This is a genomic window from Flavobacterium ammonificans (assembly GCF_020885975.1).
GTDB classification, from domain to species: Bacteria; Bacteroidota; Bacteroidia; order Flavobacteriales; family Flavobacteriaceae; genus Flavobacterium; species Flavobacterium ammonificans.
Genome location: NZ_AP025183.1, coordinates 2,174,695 through 2,198,849, shown reverse-complemented (window position 1 = coordinate 2,198,849; position 24,155 = coordinate 2,174,695). Strand labels below are relative to the sequence as shown.

Sequence of the window (24,155 nt, the reverse complement as noted above, 5' to 3'; positions counted from 1 at the left end):
TAATTTAAACGGAAAATCATTTAAATATTTAACCTAGTTCATACAATTCTAAAAGAAGTCTAATTTTGTTTTTTTTATTCTTTGATATAAGTAGTGTTTTGGGCCTTTATGTATTTGCGAAGAGTAAATCCCAACAGAACCTGAAGTAAAATAAGCTACGACACAAGCAATGCCAATAAAAATTCCGCTTTCAATTCCAAACAATTCCATTCCCATAACAGTACAAGCAATAGGAGTATGGGTTGCCCCAGAAAAAACAGCAACAAACCCCATACCTACTATAAGCGCTATTGGTAAAGGAATAACAACAGATAAAGCGCTTCCTAAAGTAGCTCCTATGAAGAACAGCGGAGTTACTTCGCCTCCTTTAAAACCAGCTCCTAATGTAAAACCGGTAAATAGTATTTTTAAAAGAAAATCATAGGAATCATTAGGTGTTGAAAATGCTTTCACTATTTCTGGAATTCCTAAACCAATGTATTTTGTGGTTCCGATGAAAAAAAGGATAATCGCTAAAATAGTACCTCCAATTAAAGGTCGAATCGGAGCATATTGAATGTATTTTGAAAATAAATGGCTCCAAAAATGAGCTGATCTAGAAAATAACAAAGCAGCTAAGCCAAAAATAATTCCGACTACAATAGTCCAAAGTAAATTGGTACCATTTAATTCAGCTAAAATAGGAATACTGTAATGTGTGTGGTTAACTTGCCACAACTCGACTGTATAATAGGCTGCATAAGCTACCGCAAAAGACAAAAGCACACTTTTAAGATTGATTTTACAGAAATACACTATTTCTAGAGCAAATAAAGCCCCGGCCAAAGGTGTTCCAAAAACGGAAGCAAATCCGGCGCTAATGCCTAAAATAAGAATTGTTTTTCGATCGTTTTGATCCAATTTAAACCAGTTCGAAAATTGGTCGGCAATGGCTCCACCCATTTGTACTGCGGTACCTTCGCGACCAGCCGAGCCCCCCACTAAATGAGTAATTAAAGTGCCAATGAGAACCAAAGGCGCCATTTTGAACGGAATGGGTTGCTGCGGATTTTCGTATTCTTCTAAAAGCAAATTGTTGCCTTTTACTACTGAAGCCCCATAATAATGATATACTAAACCAATGAGTAAACCACCAAGTGGCAATAACCAAATGATCCAGTTATTGTATTCTCTAATTTGGGTAACCCATTCTAATGCTACTAAAAATAAAGCGGATGCCGAACCAGAAAATAGTCCTATCAAAGCACATATAACCATCCATTGAAAGGAAATACGTACTATTTTTTGTAGGGATATATTTTGCATTAGCATTATTATTATGGCTCAAAAATAGGTTAATTTCCGCAATCATTTATTTTTGATTTTAAAAAACAATCCAACTAAATTTAGAATTCATTTTTTGTATTCAAGCTTTGAACGCATCCTACTCTAATTATTCCTTTAGAATTGAACAGTATTTTGTTAAGAAATTTCAAATACGTTAGGCACAAAAAGTATTTATACTATTTTTGTGTATTGAAGTAATAGCAGTGCAAGGTATAATGAAACAATTATTTTTTTTTATTGTAATTTTTGGATGGACATATCAAGTACAAGCTCAAAGCGAGTTTTCTACTAAGTTCAAAGCTATCCCTGCAGCAAAATTTCCAATTGCACCGAAAAAATTGCCAGAGCCAAAAAAAACTACTCCAGCTAACTCTGATATTCCATCTATTAAAGCTCCTAATGTTTTTAATAGTCCAGAGGCACAGTTTACCAAACCTGCACCAGCAAAATCCTATCAGTTAGGACAAACCAATGGTTTTTCTATGATTCAAAAAAATGAGTTTATTAAGCCAGGTGGGGAAGTAGAAGCGCGTTTAAATAAAAAAGAAGATGATCCAGGCGCTATCATATACAGAAGAAATCAAAATTTAGGAGATTTTAAAACCAAAGCAGATAAAGCTAGAGTCATGTATCGAGATGCTGAGTTTGTAGATGGAGATATGATTAGAGTGTATTTGAATGATAAAATTATAGAAAGTCAAGTAACACTTGAAGGTGTGTTTAAAGGTTTTGAAATTGTATTGGAAAAAGGGTTTAACAAAATTGATTTTGAAGCATTAAATCAAGGAACTTCGGGCCCTAATACAGCTGAATTTAGAGTCTATGACGACAAAGGAAGTTTGATATCGGCAAGCCAATGGAACCTTGGAACAGGCTTTAAAGCAACGATTTTATTGGTTAAAGAATAAATAACTATTTTTTTTAAAATCCATTTTTCAATTCCGATTTTAAAAAGTATTTTTGCGCATGCAACACAACGTACTTATTTTAGATTTCGGGTCGCAATACACACAGCTTATTGCGCGTAGAGTTCGCGAATTAAATATATTCTGCGAAATTTTTCCTTACAACAATTTTCCAACAGATTTATCACCTTACAAAGCCGTAATTTTAGGTGGAAGTCCATTTTCTGTTCGTGCAGAGGATGCTCCTCATCCTGATTTGTCTCAAATTAGAGGTAAATTGCCTTTGTTGGCAGTATGTTACGGAGCGCAATATTTAGCTCACTTTAGCGGCGGAGAAGTTGCTGCTTCCAACACTAGAGAATATGGAAGAGCGAATCTATCCTACATAAAAGAAGATGAAATTTTCTTTCAAGGAATTTCTCAAAACAGTCAAGTTTGGATGAGCCATAGTGATAGCATTAAAGCGTTGCCTACTAACGGAGTTAAATTAGCAAGTACACACGATGTGGAATTTGCTGCCTACCGAATTGAAGGTGAAACTACCTATGCAATCCAATACCACCCAGAAGTGTATCATTCTTCCGAGGGGACTAAAATGTTAGAGAACTTTTTAGTTCATATTGCTGAGGTGCCTCAAAACTTTACACCAAACGCTTTTGTGACTGATATGGTAGCCGAATTGAAAGAAAAACTACAAGACGATAAAGTGGTTTTGGGTCTTTCTGGTGGAGTAGATTCAACTGTTGCGGCAGTATTATTGCACCAAGCTATCGGTAAAAACTTATATTGTATTTTTGTTAATAACGGTTTACTTCGTAAAAACGAATTTCAAAGTGTATTGAATCAATACAAAGGAATGGGATTGAATGTGAAAGGAGTAGATGCTGAAGATCGTTTCTTGTCTGAATTGGCAGGAGTAAGTGATCCAGAAACCAAACGTAAAATCATCGGACGTGTTTTTATCGAAGTTTTTGATGATGAATCTCATTTGATTGAAGATGTAAAATGGCTAGCGCAAGGAACTATTTATCCTGACGTGATTGAGTCGGTTTCTGTAAAAGGACCATCAGCCACCATTAAATCGCACCACAATGTAGGTGGTTTACCTGATTATATGAAATTACAAATTGTAGAACCTTTGCGTATGCTTTTCAAAGATGAGGTGCGTAGAGTAGGTGCTACTTTAGGAATTGATCCAGAATTATTAGGGAGACATCCTTTTCCAGGTCCGGGATTATCTATCCGAATCTTAGGAGATATTACACCAGAGAAAGTACAAATTTTGCAAGATGTTGATGCTGTTTTTATTGAAGGATTGAAATCTTGGGGATTGTATGATAAAGTTTGGCAAGCAGGAGCTATCTTGTTGCCTGTGAATAGTGTAGGAGTTATGGGTGATGAGCGTACGTATGAAAAAGTAGTGGCGCTTCGTGCTGTGGAATCTACTGATGGAATGACAGCGGATTGGGTTCACTTACCCTATGATTTCTTGATGAAAATTTCAAACGAAATCATTAATAAAGTAAAAGGAGTAAATCGTGTGGTGTATGACATTAGTTCAAAACCACCTGCCACAATTGAGTGGGAATAATTAGTACTTAAATTGAAATTTTTAATAGAAACGGTATCAGATTTTATCCTAAATTTGATACCGTTCGATTGTTAAAGAGGAATCGGTTAATAAAGAAAAAAATGAACTGTTATTTTAAAATACTTATTGGTGCGCTTTTGTTTGTCAACGGAATTGTTGCGCAAGAAATTACGACAACTCAAAATCAAAGTAACACATTACAGTTAGAGAAACCCTCGATTAATCAATCGAAAAAGGTAGCATTGCTTTTGCCTTTTAATTTAACTAAGGTACAAAACGACACGGTTAATACTCTTGCAGATCGTTTGAAGAAAGATAAATTTTTGAATATGACTTTGGATTTTTATTCGGGTGCAATATTAGCTATTGATTCAATTAAAAAGTTAGGAATTTCAATTGATGTAAGCGTATTTGATTCGGAAGAAACCAAAAGCAGCTCCAATATAGCCAAACTTATTAACGACAATCGACTAGATACTTTTTCAGCAGTTATCGGTCCTTTTTATCAAGCAAATATTGAGAAAACGGCGGAGTTATTATCGGCATCTCAAGTGGCAGTAATTTCTCCTTTGTCAAAAGAAGTTGGAAAATCATTTCCTAATTTGGTTCAAACCATTACCTCTCCCACTATAATTAGAGCCGCTATTTTTGATTTTATGCGTTCCAAAAATGGAAATGTGATTGCAGTAGTAGATAAGAAGAAAGTATCTGTAAAAAAATATATAGCTGAGAATCAAAAAGACGTTCGCTTTGCGGCTTTAGATCCAAATGGAGCTTTGAATGTGGGTAGTTTAAAATCGCAATTGGTAAAAAATAAAATCAATTATGTGGTTATGGAAACTGCGAATACCACTATGATTAAAGCCACCTTAACTGCTATGTTGAGTGCACAACCTTTTTACAATGTGCAATTAGTGATTTTGGAACCTAATGAAACTTTGGATACTGACGAAATTGAATTTGAAAGTTTAATCAAATTAAAGCTGTTGTATCCTTCAATGAGTAGAGAAAATGACTCGGCTGAAGCTATGTTATTTGAAAATACATATAAGGCAGAAAATAAAATCACTCCAAGTGTTTTCGCTATTCGGGGTTTCGATGTTACTTTCGATACCTTGATGCGTTTGTCTCAAACCACCTCTTTTTTAGACAGTCTTTCGATTCAATCTACTGAACAAGTAGAGAGTAAGTTTGAATACGTCAAAACAGAAAATGGTGGATATGCAAATAAGGGTACTTATATTTTATATTACGATGCCGATTTGAAACTTAAAGTGGCAAAGTAAACTGAAATGGAAAACGATCAAAAACAATTAATCAAACTGGCACATACTAAAATGCCTTTTGGAAAATATGAAGGTTGGCATTTGATCGATTTACCCGAATTTTATGTGGTTTGGTACAATAATAAAGGATTTCCAAAAGGCGAATTAGGTCAACAATTGCAATTAGTTTATGAACTAAAATTAAACGGATTAGAAGACTTAATTCGAAATATTAATAAGCAATATCCTAAACCCGTTAAATAGAAAAAGACATATAAAGAGCATTTTCAAAGCAGTCTAATTTTATTGAAAATTTCCTATTTTCACAATTTTAAATTCGTATTTTCTCAATATATAATTGTATTTTTGCTCCGTTTTTTACACAACTACAATACAAACTAATACAGAATGAATCAAACGAAATATATTTTTGTTACTGGCGGTGTTACTTCTTCTTTAGGGAAGGGGATTATTGCAGCCTCGTTGGCGAAATTATTACAAGCAAGAGGATACAGAACAACTATTCAAAAGTTTGATCCGTATATTAATGTAGATCCAGGAACATTGAATCCTTATGAACACGGTGAATGTTATGTTACTGATGATGGCGCTGAAACCGATTTGGATTTAGGTCATTACGAAAGGTTCTTAAATGTTCCAACTTCTCAAGCGAATAATGTAACCACGGGAAGAATATATCTTTCTGTAATTGAAAAAGAACGCAGAGGAGAATTTTTAGGAAAAACCGTTCAGGTAGTTCCTCATATCACCAATGAAATTAAAGACAGAATGCAATTGCTTGGTAAATCAGGCGATTATGATATTGTCATTACTGAAATTGGTGGTACTGTGGGTGATATTGAGTCATTACCTTATATCGAATCGGTACGTCAATTGGTTTGGGAATTGGGAGAAAATAACGGAATTGTGATTCATTTGACGTTAGTGCCGTATTTGGCAGCAGCCGGAGAATTGAAAACAAAACCAACCCAGCACTCAGTAAAAACTTTGATGGAAAGCGGAATCAAAGCAGATATCTTAGTTTGTAGAACAGAGCATGAAATTTCGGACGAAATCCGCAACAAATTAGCCTTGTTTTGTAATGTAAAAAGAGAAGCTGTTATTCAATCTATAGATGCTTCAACTATTTATGAAGTGCCTAACTTAATGTTAGAAGAAGGATTGGACGTTGTGGCATTGAAAAAACTAGACTTGCCTAAAAAAGCAGCTCCCGATTTAAAAAATTGGAATACTTTTTTAAAGCGATTAAAAAGCCCTAAACATACTGTCAATATTGGTTTGGTAGGGAAATATGTAGAAATGCAGGATTGTTACAAATCTATTTTGGAAGCTTTTATTCATGCTGGTGCAGCTAACGAAACCAAAGTAAATGTAATTTCCCTTCATTCTGAATATATTGACGCATTGAATGTTAATGAAAAATTAGGTGGATTAGATGCTGTTTTGGTAGCACCTGGTTTTGGAGAAAGAGGAATTGAAGGTAAAATCGAAACCGTTCGTTATGTAAGGGAAAATAAAATTCCATTTTTTGGAATTTGTTTAGGAATGCAAATGTCGGTAATCGAGTATTCTAGAAATATATTGGGTCTTGCCGATGCTAATTCAACAGAGATGAACGAGAAAACGCTGAATCCTGTGGTGAACTTAATGGAAGAGCAAAAAACAGTTACAGACAAAGGAGGTACTATGCGTCTAGGTGCTTGGAATTGTGATATTAAGCCAGGAACATTGGCTCATAAAATTTATGGAGCCACATCTATTTCAGAACGTCATCGTCATCGTTATGAGTTTAACAGTGCGTATTTAGATCAATTGGATAAAGCAGGTTTAAAGGCTTCCGGAACAAATCCGCAAACCGGCTTGGTTGAAATTGTAGAAATTGAGGATCATCCGTTTTTCATTGGAGTACAGTACCACCCTGAATATAAGAGTACAGTTGCTAATCCGCACCCAATTTTTGTAAATTTTGTAGCAGCAGCAGTTAAAGCTAAGAAAAAATAATCTCAAAGAAATTCGTTTCTTTACACAATAACTTTTTTTAAAAAATAGAATGGAAGAAAAAAAATTAGATTTTAATTCAATTATTGGTTTTATATTGATTTTTGGAATCTTGATTTGGATTATGTATCAAAATCAACCTGATCCTAAAGTAATTGCTGCTGAAAAAGCTAAAAAAGAATTGGTTGCCAAAGCAGCTAAAGCAAAAGAGTTAGAGCAAAAAATCATTGAGAAAGCTGCTGTTGCGGTGGTTGAAACTGGTGATTCCACTCAATTAGTACAATTACAAAAAACCTTAGGGAGTTTTGCTTATTCGGCTACTCTTCCATCTGCAAAATCCGATTTTACTACTCTAGAAAACGAGGTGGTAAAATTAAAAATTGCCAATAAAGGAGGTTTTATTGTAGAGGCTGTTTTAAAACAACACGAAAAGTTTAAAAAAGGTTCTGGTCAATTAGTAGAACTAATCAAGGATAACAATACCAATCTGAATGTAGTTCTTCAAACGTCTGACAACCGAACTTTGCAAACCAAAGATTTGTTTTTTGAACCTAGTTTAACAAAAGTAGGTGAAGATCAAATCCTTTCTATGAAATTGAAATCGGGCGCCAATGACTTTTTGGAGTACAAATATATTTTGAGACCAAACAACTATATGATTGGTTTTGATGTTCGTTCCCAAGGATTAAATAAAGTTCTTAATACTTCGAAACCATTGGATTTACAATGGAGTATGAAAACGTATAGAAATGAGAAAAGTATTTCTTATGAAAATAGGTATACTGAAGTGTATTTCGAACACCAAGATGGTAAAATTGACTATGTTAGCCAAGGTGAAAACTCCGAAGAAAATGCAGAAAATGCTACTTTCGTTGCATTTAAACAACATTTCTTCTCTACCATTTTATTGACAGATAAACCTTTTGCTTCTTCTAAATTAGTCTCAAATGACTTAGTGAAAGACGAAGCTATCGATACAGTATTTACCAAACAATTCACAGCAGAAATCCCTTTGGCTTTTTCAAATGGAGAAATAGACTATAAGATGAATTGGTATTTAGGACCAACAGATTATCAAATTTTAAATGATTATGATAAGAATTTAGAAAAAATTATTTCTCTTGGTTGGGGAATTATAGGTTGGATTAACAGTTTTATCTTTATCCCATTATTTGCTTTCCTAGGTTCTTACATTTCGTATGGTATTGCGATTATTCTCTTTACCATATTAATTAAATTAGCGATGTCGCCAATTACGTTTAAATCGTTTTTGTCTCAAGCTAAGATGAAGGTATTGCGTCCTGAAATTACTGAGTTGGGTGAGAAATTCAAAAAAGATCCAATGAAGAAACAACAAGAAACAATGAAGTTGTACAACAAAGCGGGTGTAAATCCAATGGCGGGTTGTATTCCAGCTTTGATTCAGTTACCGTTTATGTATGCCTCATTTCAGTTCTTCCCATCAGCTTTTGAATTAAGACAAAAAAGTTTCCTTTGGGCAGATGATTTGTCTTCTTTTGATGAGGTTGTGAAATTACCGTTCCATATCCCGTTGTATGGAGATCATATTAGTTTGTTCCCGGTTTTAGCCGCAATTGCGATTTTCTTTTATATGAAAATGACTACTGGAGATCAACAGATGGCAGCTCCACCGCAAGAGGGAATGCCAGATATGGCGCAAATAATGAAAATTATGATTTATGTGTCGCCATTAATGATGTTATTTTTCTTCAATAGTTATGGAGCAGGTTTGAGTTTGTATAACTTTATTTCGAATTTGATTACTATTGGAATAATGATTGTCATAAAGAAGTACTTTATAGATAGTGATAAAATTCACGCTCAAATTCAAGAGAATAAATTGAAGGAACCAAAGAAACCTAGTAAGTTTCAACAAAAATTACAAGAAGCTATGCAACAAGCCGAAGCGCAGAAAGCACAGCGAAACAAAAAATAAAATAAAAAAAATCTCGATATAATTCGAGATTTTTTTTGCGATACGAATTGTTTAAAACGATAGTAAGTATGAAAAACAGGTTTAAAAAATCTATTCAATGGGTTTTGTTTTTGATGAGTTTTGGATGTATTCAAGCTCAAGAAGTCTTTAATAAAGTTGATGCTAAAGGATTAAAACAGGGAATTTGGAAAGGGGTTTATGAAGAGTCAAAAAGACCACGATACCAAGGAACTTTTGAAAACGGTAAAGAAGTGGGTCTATTCCAATTTTTTGACGACACCCAAAAAGGAACTGTTATTGCAACACGTGAATTTAATCCAAAAGATAATTCAGCGTACACTATTTTTTATGACCAAAATAAAAATAAGGTAAGTGAAGGTAAAGTAGTGAATAAACTTTTTGAAGGGGAATGGATTTACTATCACTACGCATCAACTGCTGTAATGACAAAAGAGAATTATAAAAACGGTAAGTTAGAAGGAGTGCGAACCGTTTATTTTCCTAACGGGAAAATGGCAGAACAAATTAATTATGTCAACAATTTGAAGCAAGGCGCCTATAAAAAGTTTACTGAAAGCGGAATTGTTCTTGAAGAATCATCCTTTTCTAAAAATGAATATGATGGATTAGCTATTTTTAGAGATGTCAATGGAGTAATTATTTCCAAAGGTACGTTTTCAAAAGGAGTAAAAGTTGGAATTTGGGAAGTACTGGAAGATGGTAAATTAGTAAAGAAAAAGAGTACTGATTTATCTCCAAAAACCAAAAGTACGTTACCTAAATAATCTTAATCTAAGTAAATAGTTGTAATTTTACTTTTTTAATAATTTAATATAATCGTGAAGAAACGAGTAGTTGTTGGACTTTCAGGGGGTGTTGATTCAAGTGTAGCTGCGTATTTATTACAGCAACAAGGCTATGAAGTCATAGGTCTGTTTATGAAAAACTGGCACGACGATTCAGTTACCATTTCTAATGATTGCCCTTGGTTAGAAGATAGCAACGATGCTTTATTAGTAGCTGAAAAATTAGGAATTCCTTTCCAAACGGTAGATTTAAGCGAACAATACAAAGAAAAAATCGTGGACTATATGTTCAACGAATACGAAAAAGGACGAACTCCAAATCCCGATGTATTGTGCAATCGCGAAATCAAGTTTGATGTTTTTATGAAAATTGCCTTAAGTCTTGATGCGGATTATGTAGCAACGGGACATTATTGTCAAAAAGGCGAAATTGAAGTGGATGGAAAAACAATATTTCAACTAAAAGCTGGGGCGGACAATAATAAAGATCAATCCTATTTTTTATGTCAATTATCACAAGAGCAATTGGCAAAAGCCTTATTTCCAATAGGGAATTTAACCAAGCCAGAAGTGCGTGAAATTGCCGCACAAATGGATTTAATCACTGCCGAGAAGAAAGATTCGCAAGGGTTGTGTTTTATTGGTAAAGTACGTTTACCTGAATTTTTACAACAAAAATTACAGCCTAAAGAAGGTGTAATTATACAGATTGATAAAAATCATCCAGTCTATAATTCTACTCAACCTGAAGGACTTTCATTAGAAGAGCTTTTGGCTTTTGAATCCAATAAAATTCAATATTCTCCAGATATGGGAAAAATTGTTGGGAAACATCAAGGCGCTCATTATTTTACTACAGGTCAACGCAAAGGACTAAATGTTGGTGGAACAACAGATCCATTATTCATTATCGCAACTGATGTTATAACAAATACAATTTATACTGGATTAACTAGTCATCATCCTGGATTGTTTAAAAAAGCGTTGTTTATTGCTAATTCAGAATTGCATTGGGTTCGTACCGATTTGGCTTTAGCCAAGGGTGAGTCGATGGAAGTTATGGCACGTATTCGCTACCGACAACCTTTACAAAAAGCAACTTTATACCAATTTGAAACCGGAATGTATGTAGCCTTTGAAGAACCACAATCAGCAATAACAGAAGGTCAATTTGTAGCCTGGCATTTAGGTGATGAGTTGGTGGGTTCAGGAGTAATTTCATAATTTAGTAGTAACAATATGAATAGTATCACCTCACTTTTTAATATCAAATATCCAATTATTCAAGGAGGAATGATTTGGAATAGTGGCTATAAATTAGCTTCTGCAGTCAGTAATGCTGGTGGTTTAGGTTTGATTGGTGCTGGATCTATGTATCCAGAAGTTTTGAGAGAACACATTCGAAAATGTCAAAAAGCGACTTCCAAACCTTTTGGAGTGAACGTGCCAATGTTGTACCCAAATGTGGAAGAAATCCTAAAAATAATTGTTGAAGAAGGAGTAAAGATTGTTTTTACTTCAGCAGGAAATCCAAAAACTTGGACTCCGTATTTGAAAGAAAATGGACTGACAGTTGTACATGTTGTTAGCAGTTCCGTTTTTGCCTTAAAGGCGCAAGAAGCTGGCGTTGACGCTATAGTAGCTGAAGGCTTTGAAGCTGGAGGTCATAATGGGCGAGAAGAAACTACTACGCTCACATTAATTCCAATGGTTAAGGAAAAAATTAAAATTCCGTTAATTGCAGCAGGAGGAATTGCTACAGGAAGAGGAATGTTAGCCGCAATGGTTTTAGGTGCTGACGGGGTTCAAATGGGAAGCCGTTTTGCTGCTTCTGTTGAATCTTCAGCGCATACTGATTTTAAAGAATCTATTGTCAGTTCAAAAGAAGGTGATACCCAATTAACATTAAAAGAATTGGCTCCAGTTCGTTTGATTAAAAATAAATTTTACCACGACGTTCAAGACTTATATGCAAAAGGAGCTACTCAAGAAGATTTAATTCAATTATTAGGTCGCGCAAGAGCAAAAAGAGGTATGTTTGAAGGAGATTTAGAGGAAGGAGAATTGGAAATTGGTCAAATTGCAGGTTTAATTCATGAAATTTTACCTGTAAGTCAAATTTTTAACAACCTACTTTCAGAATTTAATTTGGCACAAAAAGAGAGTGCTCAATTGCTTTTCAATTCTTAATGATGATTCAAAAACTGCTTTTCATAGGGTTGCTTTTTTTTTGTTTTGGTTCCCAAGAAGCCAATGCTCAGTCGTACAATTTTAATACGTCTGGATTTAGTGTATTGGAAAAAAGTGCAAATGGGAAGTGGGGTAAATGGTCTGATTTAGAATTGGCTAATATTCGAGTTACATTGGATACCAATAAAAACCGAATAGTAATTTATTCTCAAGTAATCCAATTGTTTCAAATTTTAGACTACCAACCTTCTAGCGAAAGCAAAACCGATATTGTGTATACTTTTAGTTGCGTTGATAATGATGGAGTTGATTGTACTTTATCAATTATTACTCGAAAAAATCAGGACAATAGAAAGCAATTGTATATTAATTATGGCGACCAAATAATAGTATACAATATCTTTAACGCGGATTAATTAGTCCAAATCAATATCTTTAATGAACTCATCGTATTCAGCATAAAATAATTCTAATGCCGCCATTTTATCATTGAAAAAATCAAAAATGATATCCCAATAATTACGATTACTAACACTTACATCCGTTTTTTCAATCCAAATTCGGCTAATGGTTTTGCCGTTTTCTAAAAAGAAATTTTTTTCGAAAACCAAGTCCTTTACAAATTCTTCTTCTAAAATAGTTCTAAGAGCTTCTAATTTCTCAAAATAGGCAATTCTTTTTTGGTCGTTTCGCGATTCGATATCAATAAGTACTTGCGCCTTTTTATTATCGACAAAAAATTTAAAGGAAAAATCTTTTATTTTGGTATCGTATAACAGCCATTTTCGAGGGTATTTTTCTGCGAAAGCAATCCAAAATTCACGCTTCAATCGTTGTGCTTCTTCCTTACTATACATTATTTCCTTTTTTTAATCGATAGTTTGCGCAATTGTAATTTCTAAACTACATTTAGCAATGCTTTGTTTGTGCAAAAATAGACTTTGAATATGAATTTCCAAGATTTTTTACAATTTGTTCCTCAATTCATTTCTGCTGAATTACCGGCAATAGATGCGCATGTAAAAATGGCTCCTTTGGAACGAATTATGTCAAAACCCAATTATAAAGATTCTTTACCAAGAACCGCTGCAGTTTTAATGTTGTGTTATCCCAAACAAGAAGAAACACATATTGTTTTAATTGTTCGAAATGAGTATGAAGGAGTGCATTCAGCTCAAATTGCATTTCCAGGAGGAAAGTTTGAAGAAGATGATACAGACTTTTCGAATACAGCTTTACGAGAAACTTTTGAAGAGGTAGGGGTACACCCTGATCAATTGGAAATTATTAAGTCATTCACAGAAGTATATATTCCGCCAAGTAATTTTGTAGTTCATCCTTTTTTCGGACTCTGTCGAGATGAAATTCGTTTTATTCCAGATCCCTCAGAGGTCGCTCAAATAATTGAACTTCCAATTTCTACTTTATTAAATGATTCCATAGTTGTAGAAACTGAGATACCCACTTCAGAATCAACTTCGATAGTATTGCCTGCTTTTAAAATTGAAAATCACATTGTATGGGGAGCTACTGCTATGATGTTGAGCGAGTTAAAAGAGGTGTTGAAAGTAACTTTAGAAGCTAAGTTGTAGCCACTTCTTGTTTCAGATTTCATCAAAAATATTTTTTGTAAGTTTGCCACCTCAATAAATTTAAACACACTAAAAGTATGGGATTGTTAAAGAGAAATCCTTTTGGCCATATCCTATTTATCAAAAAATGGCTCATCCGAATTTTAGGATGTTTGACGCATAGACGATATAGAGGATTTAATGAATTGCAGATAGAAGGTTCTGAAATAATCAAGAATTTACCAGAATCTAATGTTTTATTTATTTCGAATCATCAAACCTATTTTGCAGATGTTGTAGCTATGTTTCATGTTTTCAATGCTAGTTTGAGCGGACGAACAGATTCCATTAAAAATGTGGGTTATTTGTGGCAGCCTAAGATGAATGTGTATTATGTTGCTGCCAAGGAAACCATGCGCGCTGGATTATTACCTAGAATATTAGCTTATGTTGGAGCTATTTCAGTTGAACGAACTTGGCGAGCTAAAGGAGTGGATGTTACAGAAAAAAGAGATGTCAATCCTAATGATACTGAGAATATTAAATTAGCTCTAGCAGATGGCTGGGTTATCACCTTTCCCCAAGGAACAACAAAATCGTTTAAACCAGTTAGAAAAGGAACGGCTCATATAATAAAAGATCATAGACCTATTGTAGTTCCAATTGTGATTGATGGATTTAGACGTTCTTTTGATAAAAAAGGACTTCGAATGAAAAAGAAAGGAATTTTGCAATCATTTATCATCAAAGAGCCTTTAGAAATAGATTATGAAAATGATAGTATAGAAGATATTGTTGAAAAAGTAGAGTATGCAATTGAACAACATCCCTCTTTTTTAAAGGTAATTCCTGCTGAAGAATTGGATGAACAAGAAAAATTAAATGCTTTGCGAAAATGGGATTTATAAAAAAAAAGAGGCTTTAGCCTCTTTTTTTTATTCTATTTTTTTGAGTTCTTCGTAGTTGGTTTTTAATTTACCTAAGAAATTCCCATACAGTAGTTTATAGAATCCCCAAATCAACAACATTATAAACAGCATAGCTAATATAAATGGGATTATCATTCCAATTCCATTGTCAGGAATACTACCTGGTTTTCCGGATTCTTTCCAACTATCATTCCACCCATCGATAAAAGCAAATGCACCGATATATCCAGTTATTAATATATTCCAATATATATAATAGTTCACTATTTTCCGTGTGGTTAAAATGTGTTGAATTAAAAGCGTTGCATTATTTAATATGGAGATGGTTTTGTAGTTTTTAAAAAATAAAATTATGAAACCTAAAATGACAAAATAGTTCAGGTTTTCTAATAGGCTTAGATAAGGATGTAATTCATCGTATTTAGAATAGTAGGGATCTTGTGGAAGTAACAATCCTATCCCATTCAAAATGACAAATTCTAATATGCTTACAATCAAAATCCACTTCACTATAGAAGATGATTTTTTATGAATCATAGCATAAATGTCTTTTTCGCTCAGTTGTTCAAAAGAACCCTCATTCTTTTGCCAATCTTTTTTAAGTAAATCCAGCTCTTTCATATTCATTAAGGATTTAATAGTTTTTTTAATTTTCCTTTTATTCGGTTCATTTTTACTCTTGCATTCACTTCAGTAATTCCTAGTGTTTCGGCAATTTCTGTGTAATCTTTGTCTTCCAAATACATGAAAATGAGGGCCTTTTCTATGTCATTTAGCTGATAGACAGCTTTGTATAATAATTTGAGTTGTTCTTCTTCTTCGTAATTGTAACTAACCTCAGGGATAAAGTGGGAGTTCCCTTCATAGCCTACAGTATTTATAGATCGCTTCGTCTTTCGGTACAATGTAATGGCAGTATTCAAAGCAACACGATACGCCCAAGTAGAGAATTTACTATCACCTCTAAACTTAGGATAAGCTTTCCAAAGCTGAATCGTAATTTCTTGGAACAAATCTTTATGCGCATCCTCATCCTCAGTATACAATCGACAAATTTTGTGGATTATATTCTGATTCTCTTGAAGTTGTTTGACAAAAGAGTGCTCTAATTCCGATTTCATATTGGGTTAGTAGTAGGTTGTGTTGTTTTGTTACATATTTTTTGCAGCTATGGCACTATGCCGCAATTGATTTTTGATATTGAATTTGCATTTCTGCTAATTTGTGAAATTAGTGTTTATCTAAAGAGGCTTGTTTTTGTAATAATTGACCATTAAGTTGACAAATTTACTATAACCTTCCATACCGTCTTTTTGTTGATTCCATTTTAAGAAAGTATCATAAAATAAATGGAATCCTGTTTCGATAGGAGTTTCATAGGCTTTCCAAAAGTCATCACTCTCTTCATAATTTTTCAAAATTCCTGGGTGAACGGTTTGCAATAATTGTTTGTAAACAGTTTTATTTCGCATTTGCCAATTCGCTAGACAATACCGCAAAGCAAAGCTGTAACCGGAGTATTTAAAATACAAATCCTTGTTTTTTACCGAAGCCATAAAACCAATGAAATTGCATTCACTTTCGCTAGCATATCCCATTTGGTGTGCCATTTCGTGACAACTTGTAGTAGGCGAGTGGTACATCGGTAGTAAGTAGTTCACTTGGGCTTCATTGGTAAACGGATTCAAATAGCCGCCAAAACCCATATAAGTAAGTGGTAAACTAAAGAGTGATTGTTTCCCACTTAATACAGAATACTGAAAAAAAGAATATTGAGTAGCTACATTTTTATATCCTTCTGTATTCATTTGAAACACTTTTTCTTGTGAATAGGGAAATGCGATTTTTGTGTTTTTGTTTTGTGTTAACTGAAACTGAACCGCATTCGTTTTAGCAATTAATTTTTTGGTAAAAACCAATAAATCAGCATCAGTATAGTCCCGTTCAATTTTCATTTTCTCAAAAAGAGGTTGGCGGTAATAATTAAAACCCCACAGCAAATGAAATGCAAAATAAATCAAGGAAAAACAACTTACTATTTTTAGTATATTATTTTTCCAATCGGTCTTCCAAGACTTTCGATTGGTCCAAACCCATTGTATTCCGAATACTATCAATAGAAAATAGAGAACGTCTCCAACTGAAAACGGAATATTTCCGAAGAGGATTCGCAATGATTTGGATATGAAAGGATAACAACCGTTACTATAAAACCGTTCCACTTCATCTGGAAAATATCCTAGAAATGGAATCAGTATGATTTGTATCAAAAGTAAAAATGGAAGTAGTTTTTGGCGTTTCACAAAATGTATTTTTGAGATGTAAATATAATCACAATATCAATTCATAACGATATTAAACTTTGTAACTTTGATCCTTTGATATTTAAAATAGAATACATTATATGAGCCAAGAAATACGCAATTTAGAACCTAAAGTACTTTGGAATCAGTTTGCCAATTTGAATGCCGTACCTCGACCTTCTAAGAAAGAAGAACGAGTTATTGCCTTTATGAAAGATTTTGGAAACCAATTGGGACTAGAAACTTTTGAAGACGAGATTCGCAATGTAATAATACGAAAGCCAGCAACACCTGGAATGGAAAACAGAAAACCAGTTGTGCTACAGGGGCATTTGGATATGGTACACCAAAAAAATGCAGATACGGTCTTTGATTTTGATACTCAAGGAATCGATATGTATGTAGATGGAGATTGGGTTCGTGCTCGTGGGACTACTTTAGGTGCAGATAATGGACTAGGAGTTGCTGCTATTATGGCAATTTTAGAAAGTAAAGACATACCACATCCAGCTATTGAAGCTTTATTTACTATCGACGAAGAAACTGGAATGACGGGCGCTTTGAACTTAAAAGGTGGAATTTTACAAGGACAAATCCTTTTAAATTTAGATACCGAAGAAGACGATGAAATTGATATTGGATGTGCGGGTGGAATTGATGTGACTGCGACTGCTGAATATGATGAAGAAGCAACTCCAGAAGGTTCTGTTGGATACACCATTACTGTTAAAGGCTTGAACGGAGGTCATTCAGGAATGGATATTCATAAAGGATTGGGGAATGCTAATAAAATTATGAATCGCTTGTTATTTGACGGCTTTGATAATTTCGGATTACAAATTGCTTCCATTCAAGGAGGAAGTTTACGCAATGCTATTCCGCGCGAGAGTGTGGCAAAAGTTATTATTGCTGAAGTATACGATGAAGCGTTTGTGTTTGATATGCAACAAATCGTAAACGAAATCAAATCGGAATTGAAAAGTACGGAGCCAAATTTAGAGATTGTTTTCGAAAAAATGGAAACAGTTCCAGTCAAAGTGATGCCATCTATAGCTCAGTTTTATTTTGTTCGTGCTATGTATACCGCTCTTAATGGTGTATACCGCATGAGTGCTGATTTTGATGGGTTAGTTGAAACTTCAAATAATATTGCAAAAGTTGTATTGGGTAACGGACAACTGTCAGTACAATGTTTAACACGTTCCTCAGTAGAATCGGCTAAAATGGATTTGGCAAATGGGTTGCGTTCAGCTTTCGAATTAATGGGTTGCGAAGTGGAATTTTCAGGTTCGTATCCAGGTTGGACTCCAAACGCTAAATCAGAAATTTTAGATGTTCTGACCTCTATTTATGAAAAACAGAATAATGAAAAAGCAAAAGTAGTGGCTTGTCACGCCGGTTTAGAGTGTGGAATTTTAGGCGCTAACTACCCTGAAATGGACATGATTTCTTTTGGACCTACGATTCACGGTGCACATTCGCCAGATGAAAGAGCTAGTGTTTCTTCGTCTCAAAAATTTTGGAAATTTTTAGTGGAGATATTAGCTTCTATCCCTTTGAAATAGTAATTTATTATTTTTAATAAAAAAGCCTCATCTGTTTTATAGATGAGGCTTTTTGTTATTACTTAGTCTCTTTTAGGATTGTTTTTCTTTTCTCTTTTTTCCTCTTTTTTTTCTTTAGCTGTTTTTAGAGGTTCTTTTTTTGCTGTTTTTTTAGCATCTTGACTTTTTGCCATTTTCGATTCTATTTTATTTAAATATTATTATTTACTAAATATACGATATCTAAACTATGTGAGATGTAAAAAGCAGTAATTATTTCTTTTTCAAAACTTTATACTCCTCATAACAACCACTTATAGCATCCAAAATTTGTAAGTCGTTAGCTGATTGAATAAATGATTCGGAATAGTTGCAACGTTTCAATATTTCGCTAATTTCTTTGGTGTCTATTCCCAATAGCGCAGTAACGGTCTCTCTGTCGTATTTGGATTCTAAGAGTTTTCGAACAGTATCATCTTTCTTCATTTCTTTCAGTTTTTTGAGCTCTTTAGGCTTTTTACCGAAGAAATTATACAACATATCCGCGGGATTAAAAATAGATCCCATTACGCGTCCAAAAGCGTTAGGAGAGTATTCACCCGCTTCATAGCCTTGGGTTAAACCAGAAATACTGTAACGGAAGTTTTCTTTGGTTGGAATCAATTTAGAATCTACTTCTAAATAACCAGTTAAGTTGAACGGTCTTATGATAACCTCTTCTAAAGCAATTGCTTTTTCAGTTAACTGAATTCGGGTACTCTTGTTCTTGATCCAGTCATTTGTAACTCTAACTCGAAGGGGTTGGAATCCCAAAATGGTAAAATGTAAAGTATCATTTACATGAACATTTATTTCAAAACGACCATTTCCATCTGTAGTTGTCCCCCTAACTTTATTAAGGTTAATAATATTAACATTAGATAGTGGCTGGTTTGTATTGTCATTTACAACAATTCCTGATACTTTTTCGGAAATTTCTACTTCTTGAGCAACTAGATTTGTTGTAAGTAGTATAAAAAAGAAAACTACAAAATATTTCATAAACTGGTTTAAGACTTTAAAAGTAATAAATCAGTCGGGAATATTTTGTAGTTTTTCTATAATTATAAGAAAATTAACAAAAGATGTTAGTCTCTTCTTGGCCTTCTTGGTCTTGGTGAGTCGCCAAAGCTTTCAGAACGTCTTGGCGCTCTTTCAGAAACTCCACCTTCTCTTCCTTCACCTCTTCTTGGAGTAAATCCACTTCTTTCACTTCTGAAACCACCTTCTCTAGGAGCTGAATTTCTGTCGCTTCTAAATCCGCCTTCACGTCTTGGTGCAAAGCTTCCTTCTCTTCTTGGAGCTGAACTTCTTCCGCCAAAACCACCACCAGAACTTCTACCATTATGATCACGTCTTCCGCCACCATCATTTTTAGAAATTTCTACGTTGATTCGCCTTCCGTTTAAGTCGTATCCATTAAGTACTTCCATAACTTTATCTGTATGTTCAGCATCAGTGTTAAAGAAAGAGAAACCTTCTTTTACATCTACTTTAAATACATCGTCACGTCCTAATTCTAAAGTTTCTTTCAAGAAGTCTTTCAATTGCATCCAATCGAAATCGTCTCTTGAACCAATGTTTACAAAATAACGAGTTGCTCCGCCATTGTTGTTTTCTCTTGGCGCTCCGTCTCTTTCTCTTCGGTCTGAACCTGAAGATTGAGAAGAAAGGTCTCTGTTTTTCTTGTAATAGTTGATGAAACGGTTGAATTCAACCGATACCATTTTCTTGATTAATTCTTCTTTAGATAATCCTTCTAATACTTCGTTGATAGCTGGAAGGTAGTTGTCAATTTCGTGATCTACTTCAGTATCTTTGATTTTATTGGCTAAGTGTAGCAATTGGATTTCGCAGATTTCAATTCCAGAAGGAATTGTTTTTTCTTGAAATTTTTGTTGGATAATTCTTTCGATTGAAGAAATCTTACGAATTTCGCTTTTAGTTACAATAACGATAGAAGTCCCTAATTTACCTGCACGTCCAGTACGACCTGAACGGTGATTGTAGGTTTCGATTTCGTCAGGTAATTGATAGTTGACTACGTGAGTAATATTATCAACGTCAATTCCACGAGCAGCAACATCAGTAGCCACTAACATTTGAATTTGACGACCTCTAAATGATTTCATTACACCATCACGTTGCGCTTGAGATAAATCTCCGTGCAAAGCAGCAGCGCTGTATCCATCTTCGATTAATTTTTCGGCAACAGCTTGAGTATCACGTTTTGTTCTACAAAAAACTACCGAAAAGATATCAGGATTAGCATCAGCTAAACGTTTCAATGCTTCGTAACGATCACGTGCATTCACTAAGTAATACTCGTGAGAAACTGTAGCTGAACCTGAGTTTTTTGAACCTACGGTTACTTCAGCTGGGTTTGACATGAATTTTTTAGCTATACGCGCTACTTCAGCAGGCATTGTTGCAGAGAATAACCATGTGTTTTTCTCGTCTGGAGTATCGGATAAAATCGATACGATGTCTTCATAAAAGCCCATGTTCAACATCTCATCTGCTTCGTCAAGAATACAGAAATTGATGTTTTTAATGTTGACAAGACCTCTGTTGATCATGTCTTGCATTCTACCTGGAGTAGCCACAATAATTTGTGCTCCACGTTTAATTTCTCGGGCTTGTTCTGTAATGCTTGCACCACCATAAACTGCCACTGTATGTAAACCTTTTACGTATTTTGAGTATTGTTTAATCTCGTTGGTGATTTGTAAGCATAGCTCACGCGTTGGTGATAAAATTAACGCTTGTGTACTTCTGTCTTCAGCATCAATTTTTTGAATAAGTGGAAAACCAAAAGCTGCTGTTTTCCCTGTTCCTGTTTGTGCTAAAGCTACTAAGTCTGTGTTTTGTTCCAATAGTACTGGAATCGCTTTTTCTTGCACTTCTGATGGATTCTCAAATCCTAGATCTTTGATCGCAAGCAGTAGCGACTCATTCAGACCTAATTGTTCAAATTTGTTCATATATTATTTTAAATTAGCTCCGCTCTGTTCGGCTAAAAGAGCCTTCGAGTGGGCTGCAAAGGTAGGTTTAAAAAACGATATAAACTAATTTGTTATTTTATGATTATCAATAAGTTAAATGTTTTTGATTTTGATTTTTTACTCGTAAAGTTGTAGGAAGTGATTTGTTCAAGAATAAAATGAATAAAAACCGCTCGATTTATTTCAGAAAATCGATTAATTTTTTTACTGCAATTCCTCGGTGGCTGATTCTTGCCTTTTCTTCTAGGCTTAACTCAGCAAAGGTTTTTTGATAGCCATCAGCTACAAAAATGGGATCGTATCCAAATCCGTTATTTCCGATACGTTCTTCAATAATTTGACCATTTATAATACCCGTAAATAAATGCTGCTCTCCTTTGAGATTCAAGCAAATTACGGTTTTGAAATTGGCTTTTTTATTTTTGACGTCCTTTAAATTAGCTAATAGTTTGTCAATATTGTTCTCGTCGTTTTTAGGTTCGCCTGCATATCGTGCTGAAAAAACGCCAGGCTCGCCATTCAAAGCTGCTACTTCAAGACCCGAATCATCTGCAAAGCAATCGTAACCGTATTTTTGAGTGACATAATTGGCTTTTAAAATCGCATTTCCTTCGATCGTGTCTGCTGTTTCAGGAATATCTTCGGTACAGCCAATGTCTTCCAAGCTTAAAATCTGAATGGAGTCTGGAAGTAATAATTGGATTTCTTTAATTTTGTTTTTATTGTTGGAAGCGAAAACGAGTTGCATAAGGCATTAATTTGGACAAAGATAGTACTATTTGTCTTTATTTTAGAACAAACAGTTGGTCTTATTAGATGTAAATTAAATAATTGTAAATATTTCATTTTCAATCTTTCACGTGTAAATAAAATGTGTATTTTTATTTTTTAATTTATTTAAAATGACTGGCAAACTATCTAGAAGACAATTGTTTAAAATAATAGCTCTGAGAAACACAAATAGTGAGGATACTTTATTGGCAAAATACAGAAGAAAAGTATACAACGGAAGACGATATGTTGATGCTAACGCCACGGCGACTGATTTAAATAGAAAAGTAGCAATCTCTTCAGGAATTGAAACATACAAAGGTGTTTGGACAGACAAAGAGGTTATTCATTTGTTAAAGCGAACACTTTTTGGTTTTAAAGTTGGAGACATAAATTCATTTGTTTTAAATGGATTAGATAAGACAGTGGATCAACTTTTGAATTACATTGATAAAGCACCTTCTCCACCAATCAATAACTATCAAAATACCTATAAAGACGAAGGTGGAGTAACTTACGGTGCAGACTGGACTACCAATGCTTTTAGTAATAATTCTATCGGAAATACTACCAATTTTTACAGAGAGATGAGTTTGGCTAATTGGAGTACTGGTATGGCATTAAATCAAGAAAACAATATTAGAGAAAAAATGTTGTGGTTTTGGTATCATTTAATTCCTATTGATTTTGAAACTGTAAAAGCTTCTGCAGGTTCTAATTCGTCAAGAATTTGTTATGATTATCTTAAGTTTATGAGATCTAATGCTTTGGGAAATTTTAAGTTAATTATTAGAAACATAGCCACTCAACCTGCTATGATGTATTACCTAAATAATCAGGTAAATACAAAAAATGCTCCAGATGAAAATTTTGCTAGAGAGATTATGGAATTATTTACTCTTGGTAAAGGTTCGGCAAACACTTTTTCTGAGTCTGACGTAGTTCAAGCTGCAAAAGTTTTGACTGGATGGAGAGTTCAAAATTTAAATCAATTCCCAACTACAACAACATTTGTTAGTTCGCTACATGATACTTCTAATAAAGTATTCTCCTCTTTTTTTAATAATACAGCTATAAATTCTAATGGACAAGCTGAGTTGGATGCTTTTATTAGTATGTTGTTCAGCAAAGAGCAAGAGGTCTCTGAATATATTTGCAGAAGACTCTACAGGTACTTTGTTTATTATGACATAGATGCATCTATTGAATTAAATGTTATTAAGCCACTTGCTAAAATTTTTGTAGCTTCAAATTGGGAGATAAAACCTGTTTTATGGACTTTATTTAGAAGCCAACATTTTTTTGACACTGCAAATCGAGGAGTGTATATTAAGTCGCCCTTTGATCTTGTTCTTGGTAGTTTGAGGACTTTTAATATTGGCTATAATGTGCCCGATCCATCTAATTTTGATGCTCAATACTCCTTATGGAGGTATTTTAACACATCAATTATGAAACCTATGGAACAATCAATGGGTGAAATCCCAAATGTTTCTGGTTGGAATGCCTTTTATCAAGCCCCTTCATATCATGAATATTGGATCAATTCTAATACTGTTCAAAAAAGATATTCCTTTTTAAATATAATTTTTAACGGAATTTCACCGACATATAATGGTTTAAAGGTTAAAATTGAAGTAGATGTAATTGCTTGGGTATCACAATTTCCCAAAAACATAATTGAAAATCCTAATTTGCTTGTCAATAATTGTATTACTATTTTATTACCATTAGATCTAAGTAAATCTGTTAAAGATAGTTTAAAAGTTCAAAATTTATTGTCTAATCAAATCAATGATTCCTATTGGACAGTTGCGTGGTTAAATTACGTTAACTCTCCTACCAACGTAACTTATGCATCTGTGGTGAAGACTAGATTGAAAGGATTATTAATGTCAATAACCCAATTAGCTGAATATCAACTAATGTAAATT

General features: G+C 34.0%; 22 protein-coding genes. 14 read left to right on the top strand and 8 right to left on the bottom strand.

What is annotated here, in order from left to right:
- Positions 1 to 48: 48 nt before the first annotated feature.
- Positions 49 to 1,305, bottom strand: a complete 1,257-nt coding sequence (locus tag LPC23_RS09960; RefSeq protein ID WP_229329972.1) for a chloride channel protein — start codon at positions 1,303 to 1,305, stop codon at positions 49 to 51.
- Between the two features lie 236 nt (positions 1,306 to 1,541).
- Here LPC23_RS09960 and LPC23_RS09955 point away from each other — a divergent pair, with 236 nt between their 5' ends.
- From LPC23_RS09955 to LPC23_RS09910, 10 genes are all read left to right on the top strand, one after another.
- Entirely contained in the window at positions 1,542 to 2,234 is a 693-nt protein-coding gene (locus LPC23_RS09955) for a hypothetical protein (RefSeq protein WP_229329970.1), read from the top strand.
- Between the two features lie 58 nt (positions 2,235 to 2,292).
- Positions 2,293 to 3,822: a glutamine-hydrolyzing GMP synthase gene (guaA, locus tag LPC23_RS09950; RefSeq protein WP_229329968.1), complete on the top strand. Its 1,530-nt coding sequence runs from the start codon at positions 2,293 to 2,295 to the stop codon at positions 3,820 to 3,822.
- 101 nt (positions 3,823 to 3,923) lie between these two features.
- On the top strand, positions 3,924 to 5,108 hold the full coding sequence (locus LPC23_RS09945; RefSeq protein ID WP_229329967.1) for an ABC transporter substrate-binding protein: 1,185 nt from the start codon (positions 3,924 to 3,926) through the stop codon (positions 5,106 to 5,108).
- 6 nt (positions 5,109 to 5,114) lie between these two features.
- On the top strand, positions 5,115 to 5,351 hold the full coding sequence (locus LPC23_RS09940; RefSeq protein WP_229329965.1) for a DUF3820 family protein: 237 nt from the start codon (positions 5,115 to 5,117) through the stop codon (positions 5,349 to 5,351).
- Between the two features lie 144 nt (positions 5,352 to 5,495).
- On the top strand, positions 5,496 to 7,109 hold the full coding sequence (locus LPC23_RS09935) for a CTP synthase (RefSeq protein WP_229329964.1): 1,614 nt from the start codon (positions 5,496 to 5,498) through the stop codon (positions 7,107 to 7,109).
- A 49-nt stretch (positions 7,110 to 7,158) separates the two neighbouring features.
- Positions 7,159 to 9,063, top strand: coding sequence for a membrane protein insertase YidC (yidC, locus tag LPC23_RS09930; protein ID WP_229329961.1), 1,905 nt, complete (start codon positions 7,159 to 7,161; stop codon positions 9,061 to 9,063).
- Between the two features lie 68 nt (positions 9,064 to 9,131).
- Complete coding sequence (locus LPC23_RS09925) at positions 9,132 to 9,848, top strand: toxin-antitoxin system YwqK family antitoxin (RefSeq protein ID WP_229329959.1); 717 nt, start codon at positions 9,132 to 9,134, stop codon at positions 9,846 to 9,848.
- A 54-nt stretch (positions 9,849 to 9,902) separates the two neighbouring features.
- On the top strand, positions 9,903 to 11,093 hold the full coding sequence (gene mnmA, locus LPC23_RS09920) for a tRNA 2-thiouridine(34) synthase MnmA (protein WP_229329957.1): 1,191 nt from the start codon (positions 9,903 to 9,905) through the stop codon (positions 11,091 to 11,093).
- A gap of 15 nt (positions 11,094 to 11,108) precedes the next feature.
- Entirely contained in the window at positions 11,109 to 12,059 is a 951-nt protein-coding gene (locus LPC23_RS09915) for an NAD(P)H-dependent flavin oxidoreductase (protein ID WP_229329956.1), read from the top strand.
- Complete coding sequence (locus LPC23_RS09910) at positions 12,059 to 12,475, top strand: hypothetical protein (RefSeq protein ID WP_338032142.1); 417 nt, start codon at positions 12,059 to 12,061, stop codon at positions 12,473 to 12,475. Before LPC23_RS09915 ends, LPC23_RS09910 begins: the two co-directional genes overlap by 1 nt.
- Here the strand turns inward: LPC23_RS09910 and LPC23_RS09905 are convergent, their stop codons facing one another.
- Positions 12,476 to 12,916, bottom strand: coding sequence for a DUF4268 domain-containing protein (locus tag LPC23_RS09905; RefSeq protein ID WP_229325127.1), 441 nt, complete (start codon positions 12,914 to 12,916; stop codon positions 12,476 to 12,478).
- A 90-nt stretch (positions 12,917 to 13,006) separates the two neighbouring features.
- Here LPC23_RS09905 and LPC23_RS09900 point away from each other — a divergent pair, with 90 nt between their 5' ends.
- Together LPC23_RS09900 and LPC23_RS09895 are read left to right on the top strand one after the other, a co-directional pair.
- Positions 13,007 to 13,651 carry an NUDIX hydrolase gene (locus tag LPC23_RS09900; protein ID WP_229329954.1) on the top strand — a complete coding sequence of 215 codons (645 nt, stop codon included), beginning with the start codon at positions 13,007 to 13,009 and terminating at the stop codon, positions 13,649 to 13,651.
- A 77-nt stretch (positions 13,652 to 13,728) separates the two neighbouring features.
- Positions 13,729 to 14,538, top strand: coding sequence for a lysophospholipid acyltransferase family protein (locus LPC23_RS09895; protein ID WP_229329952.1), 810 nt, complete (start codon positions 13,729 to 13,731; stop codon positions 14,536 to 14,538).
- A 27-nt stretch (positions 14,539 to 14,565) separates the two neighbouring features.
- Here the strand turns inward: LPC23_RS09895 and LPC23_RS09890 are convergent, their stop codons facing one another.
- The 3 genes from LPC23_RS09890 to LPC23_RS09880 form a co-directional block, all read right to left on the bottom strand.
- On the bottom strand, positions 14,566 to 15,180 hold the full coding sequence (locus tag LPC23_RS09890; RefSeq protein WP_229329950.1) for a hypothetical protein: 615 nt from the start codon (positions 15,178 to 15,180) through the stop codon (positions 14,566 to 14,568).
- Positions 15,181 to 15,185: 5 nt separating this feature from the next.
- Positions 15,186 to 15,680, bottom strand: a complete 495-nt coding sequence (locus tag LPC23_RS09885; RefSeq protein ID WP_229325120.1) for an RNA polymerase sigma factor — start codon at positions 15,678 to 15,680, stop codon at positions 15,186 to 15,188.
- A 120-nt stretch (positions 15,681 to 15,800) separates the two neighbouring features.
- Positions 15,801 to 16,862: a DUF3810 domain-containing protein gene (locus tag LPC23_RS09880; protein WP_229325118.1), complete on the bottom strand. Its 1,062-nt coding sequence runs from the start codon at positions 16,860 to 16,862 to the stop codon at positions 15,801 to 15,803.
- A gap of 101 nt (positions 16,863 to 16,963) precedes the next feature.
- On the opposite strand from LPC23_RS09880, the gene LPC23_RS09875 reads away from it, so the two are divergent.
- Positions 16,964 to 18,427 (top strand): aminoacyl-histidine dipeptidase, encoded by a 1,464-nt coding sequence (locus tag LPC23_RS09875; RefSeq protein ID WP_229329948.1) that lies wholly within the window; start codon positions 16,964 to 16,966, stop codon positions 18,425 to 18,427.
- 252 nt (positions 18,428 to 18,679) lie between these two features.
- On the opposite strand, the gene LPC23_RS09870 is transcribed toward LPC23_RS09875, so the two are convergent.
- The 3 genes from LPC23_RS09870 to LPC23_RS09860 form a co-directional block, all read right to left on the bottom strand.
- Positions 18,680 to 19,447 (bottom strand): carboxypeptidase-like regulatory domain-containing protein, encoded by a 768-nt coding sequence (locus LPC23_RS09870; protein WP_229325114.1) that lies wholly within the window; start codon positions 19,445 to 19,447, stop codon positions 18,680 to 18,682.
- Between the two features lie 86 nt (positions 19,448 to 19,533).
- Complete coding sequence (locus LPC23_RS09865) at positions 19,534 to 21,429, bottom strand: DEAD/DEAH box helicase (RefSeq protein WP_229329946.1); 1,896 nt, start codon at positions 21,427 to 21,429, stop codon at positions 19,534 to 19,536.
- Positions 21,430 to 21,628: 199 nt separating this feature from the next.
- The gene (locus LPC23_RS09860; protein ID WP_229329944.1) at positions 21,629 to 22,198 is read right to left on the bottom strand and encodes a non-canonical purine NTP diphosphatase; all 570 of its coding nucleotides are present in this window, start codon (positions 22,196 to 22,198) and stop codon (positions 21,629 to 21,631) included.
- Between the two features lie 154 nt (positions 22,199 to 22,352).
- Between LPC23_RS09860 and LPC23_RS09855 the strand changes: the two genes are divergently transcribed.
- Positions 22,353 to 24,152 (top strand): DUF1800 domain-containing protein, encoded by a 1,800-nt coding sequence (locus tag LPC23_RS09855; protein WP_229329942.1) that lies wholly within the window; start codon positions 22,353 to 22,355, stop codon positions 24,150 to 24,152.
- The last annotated feature ends 3 nt before the right edge of the window (positions 24,153 to 24,155 follow it).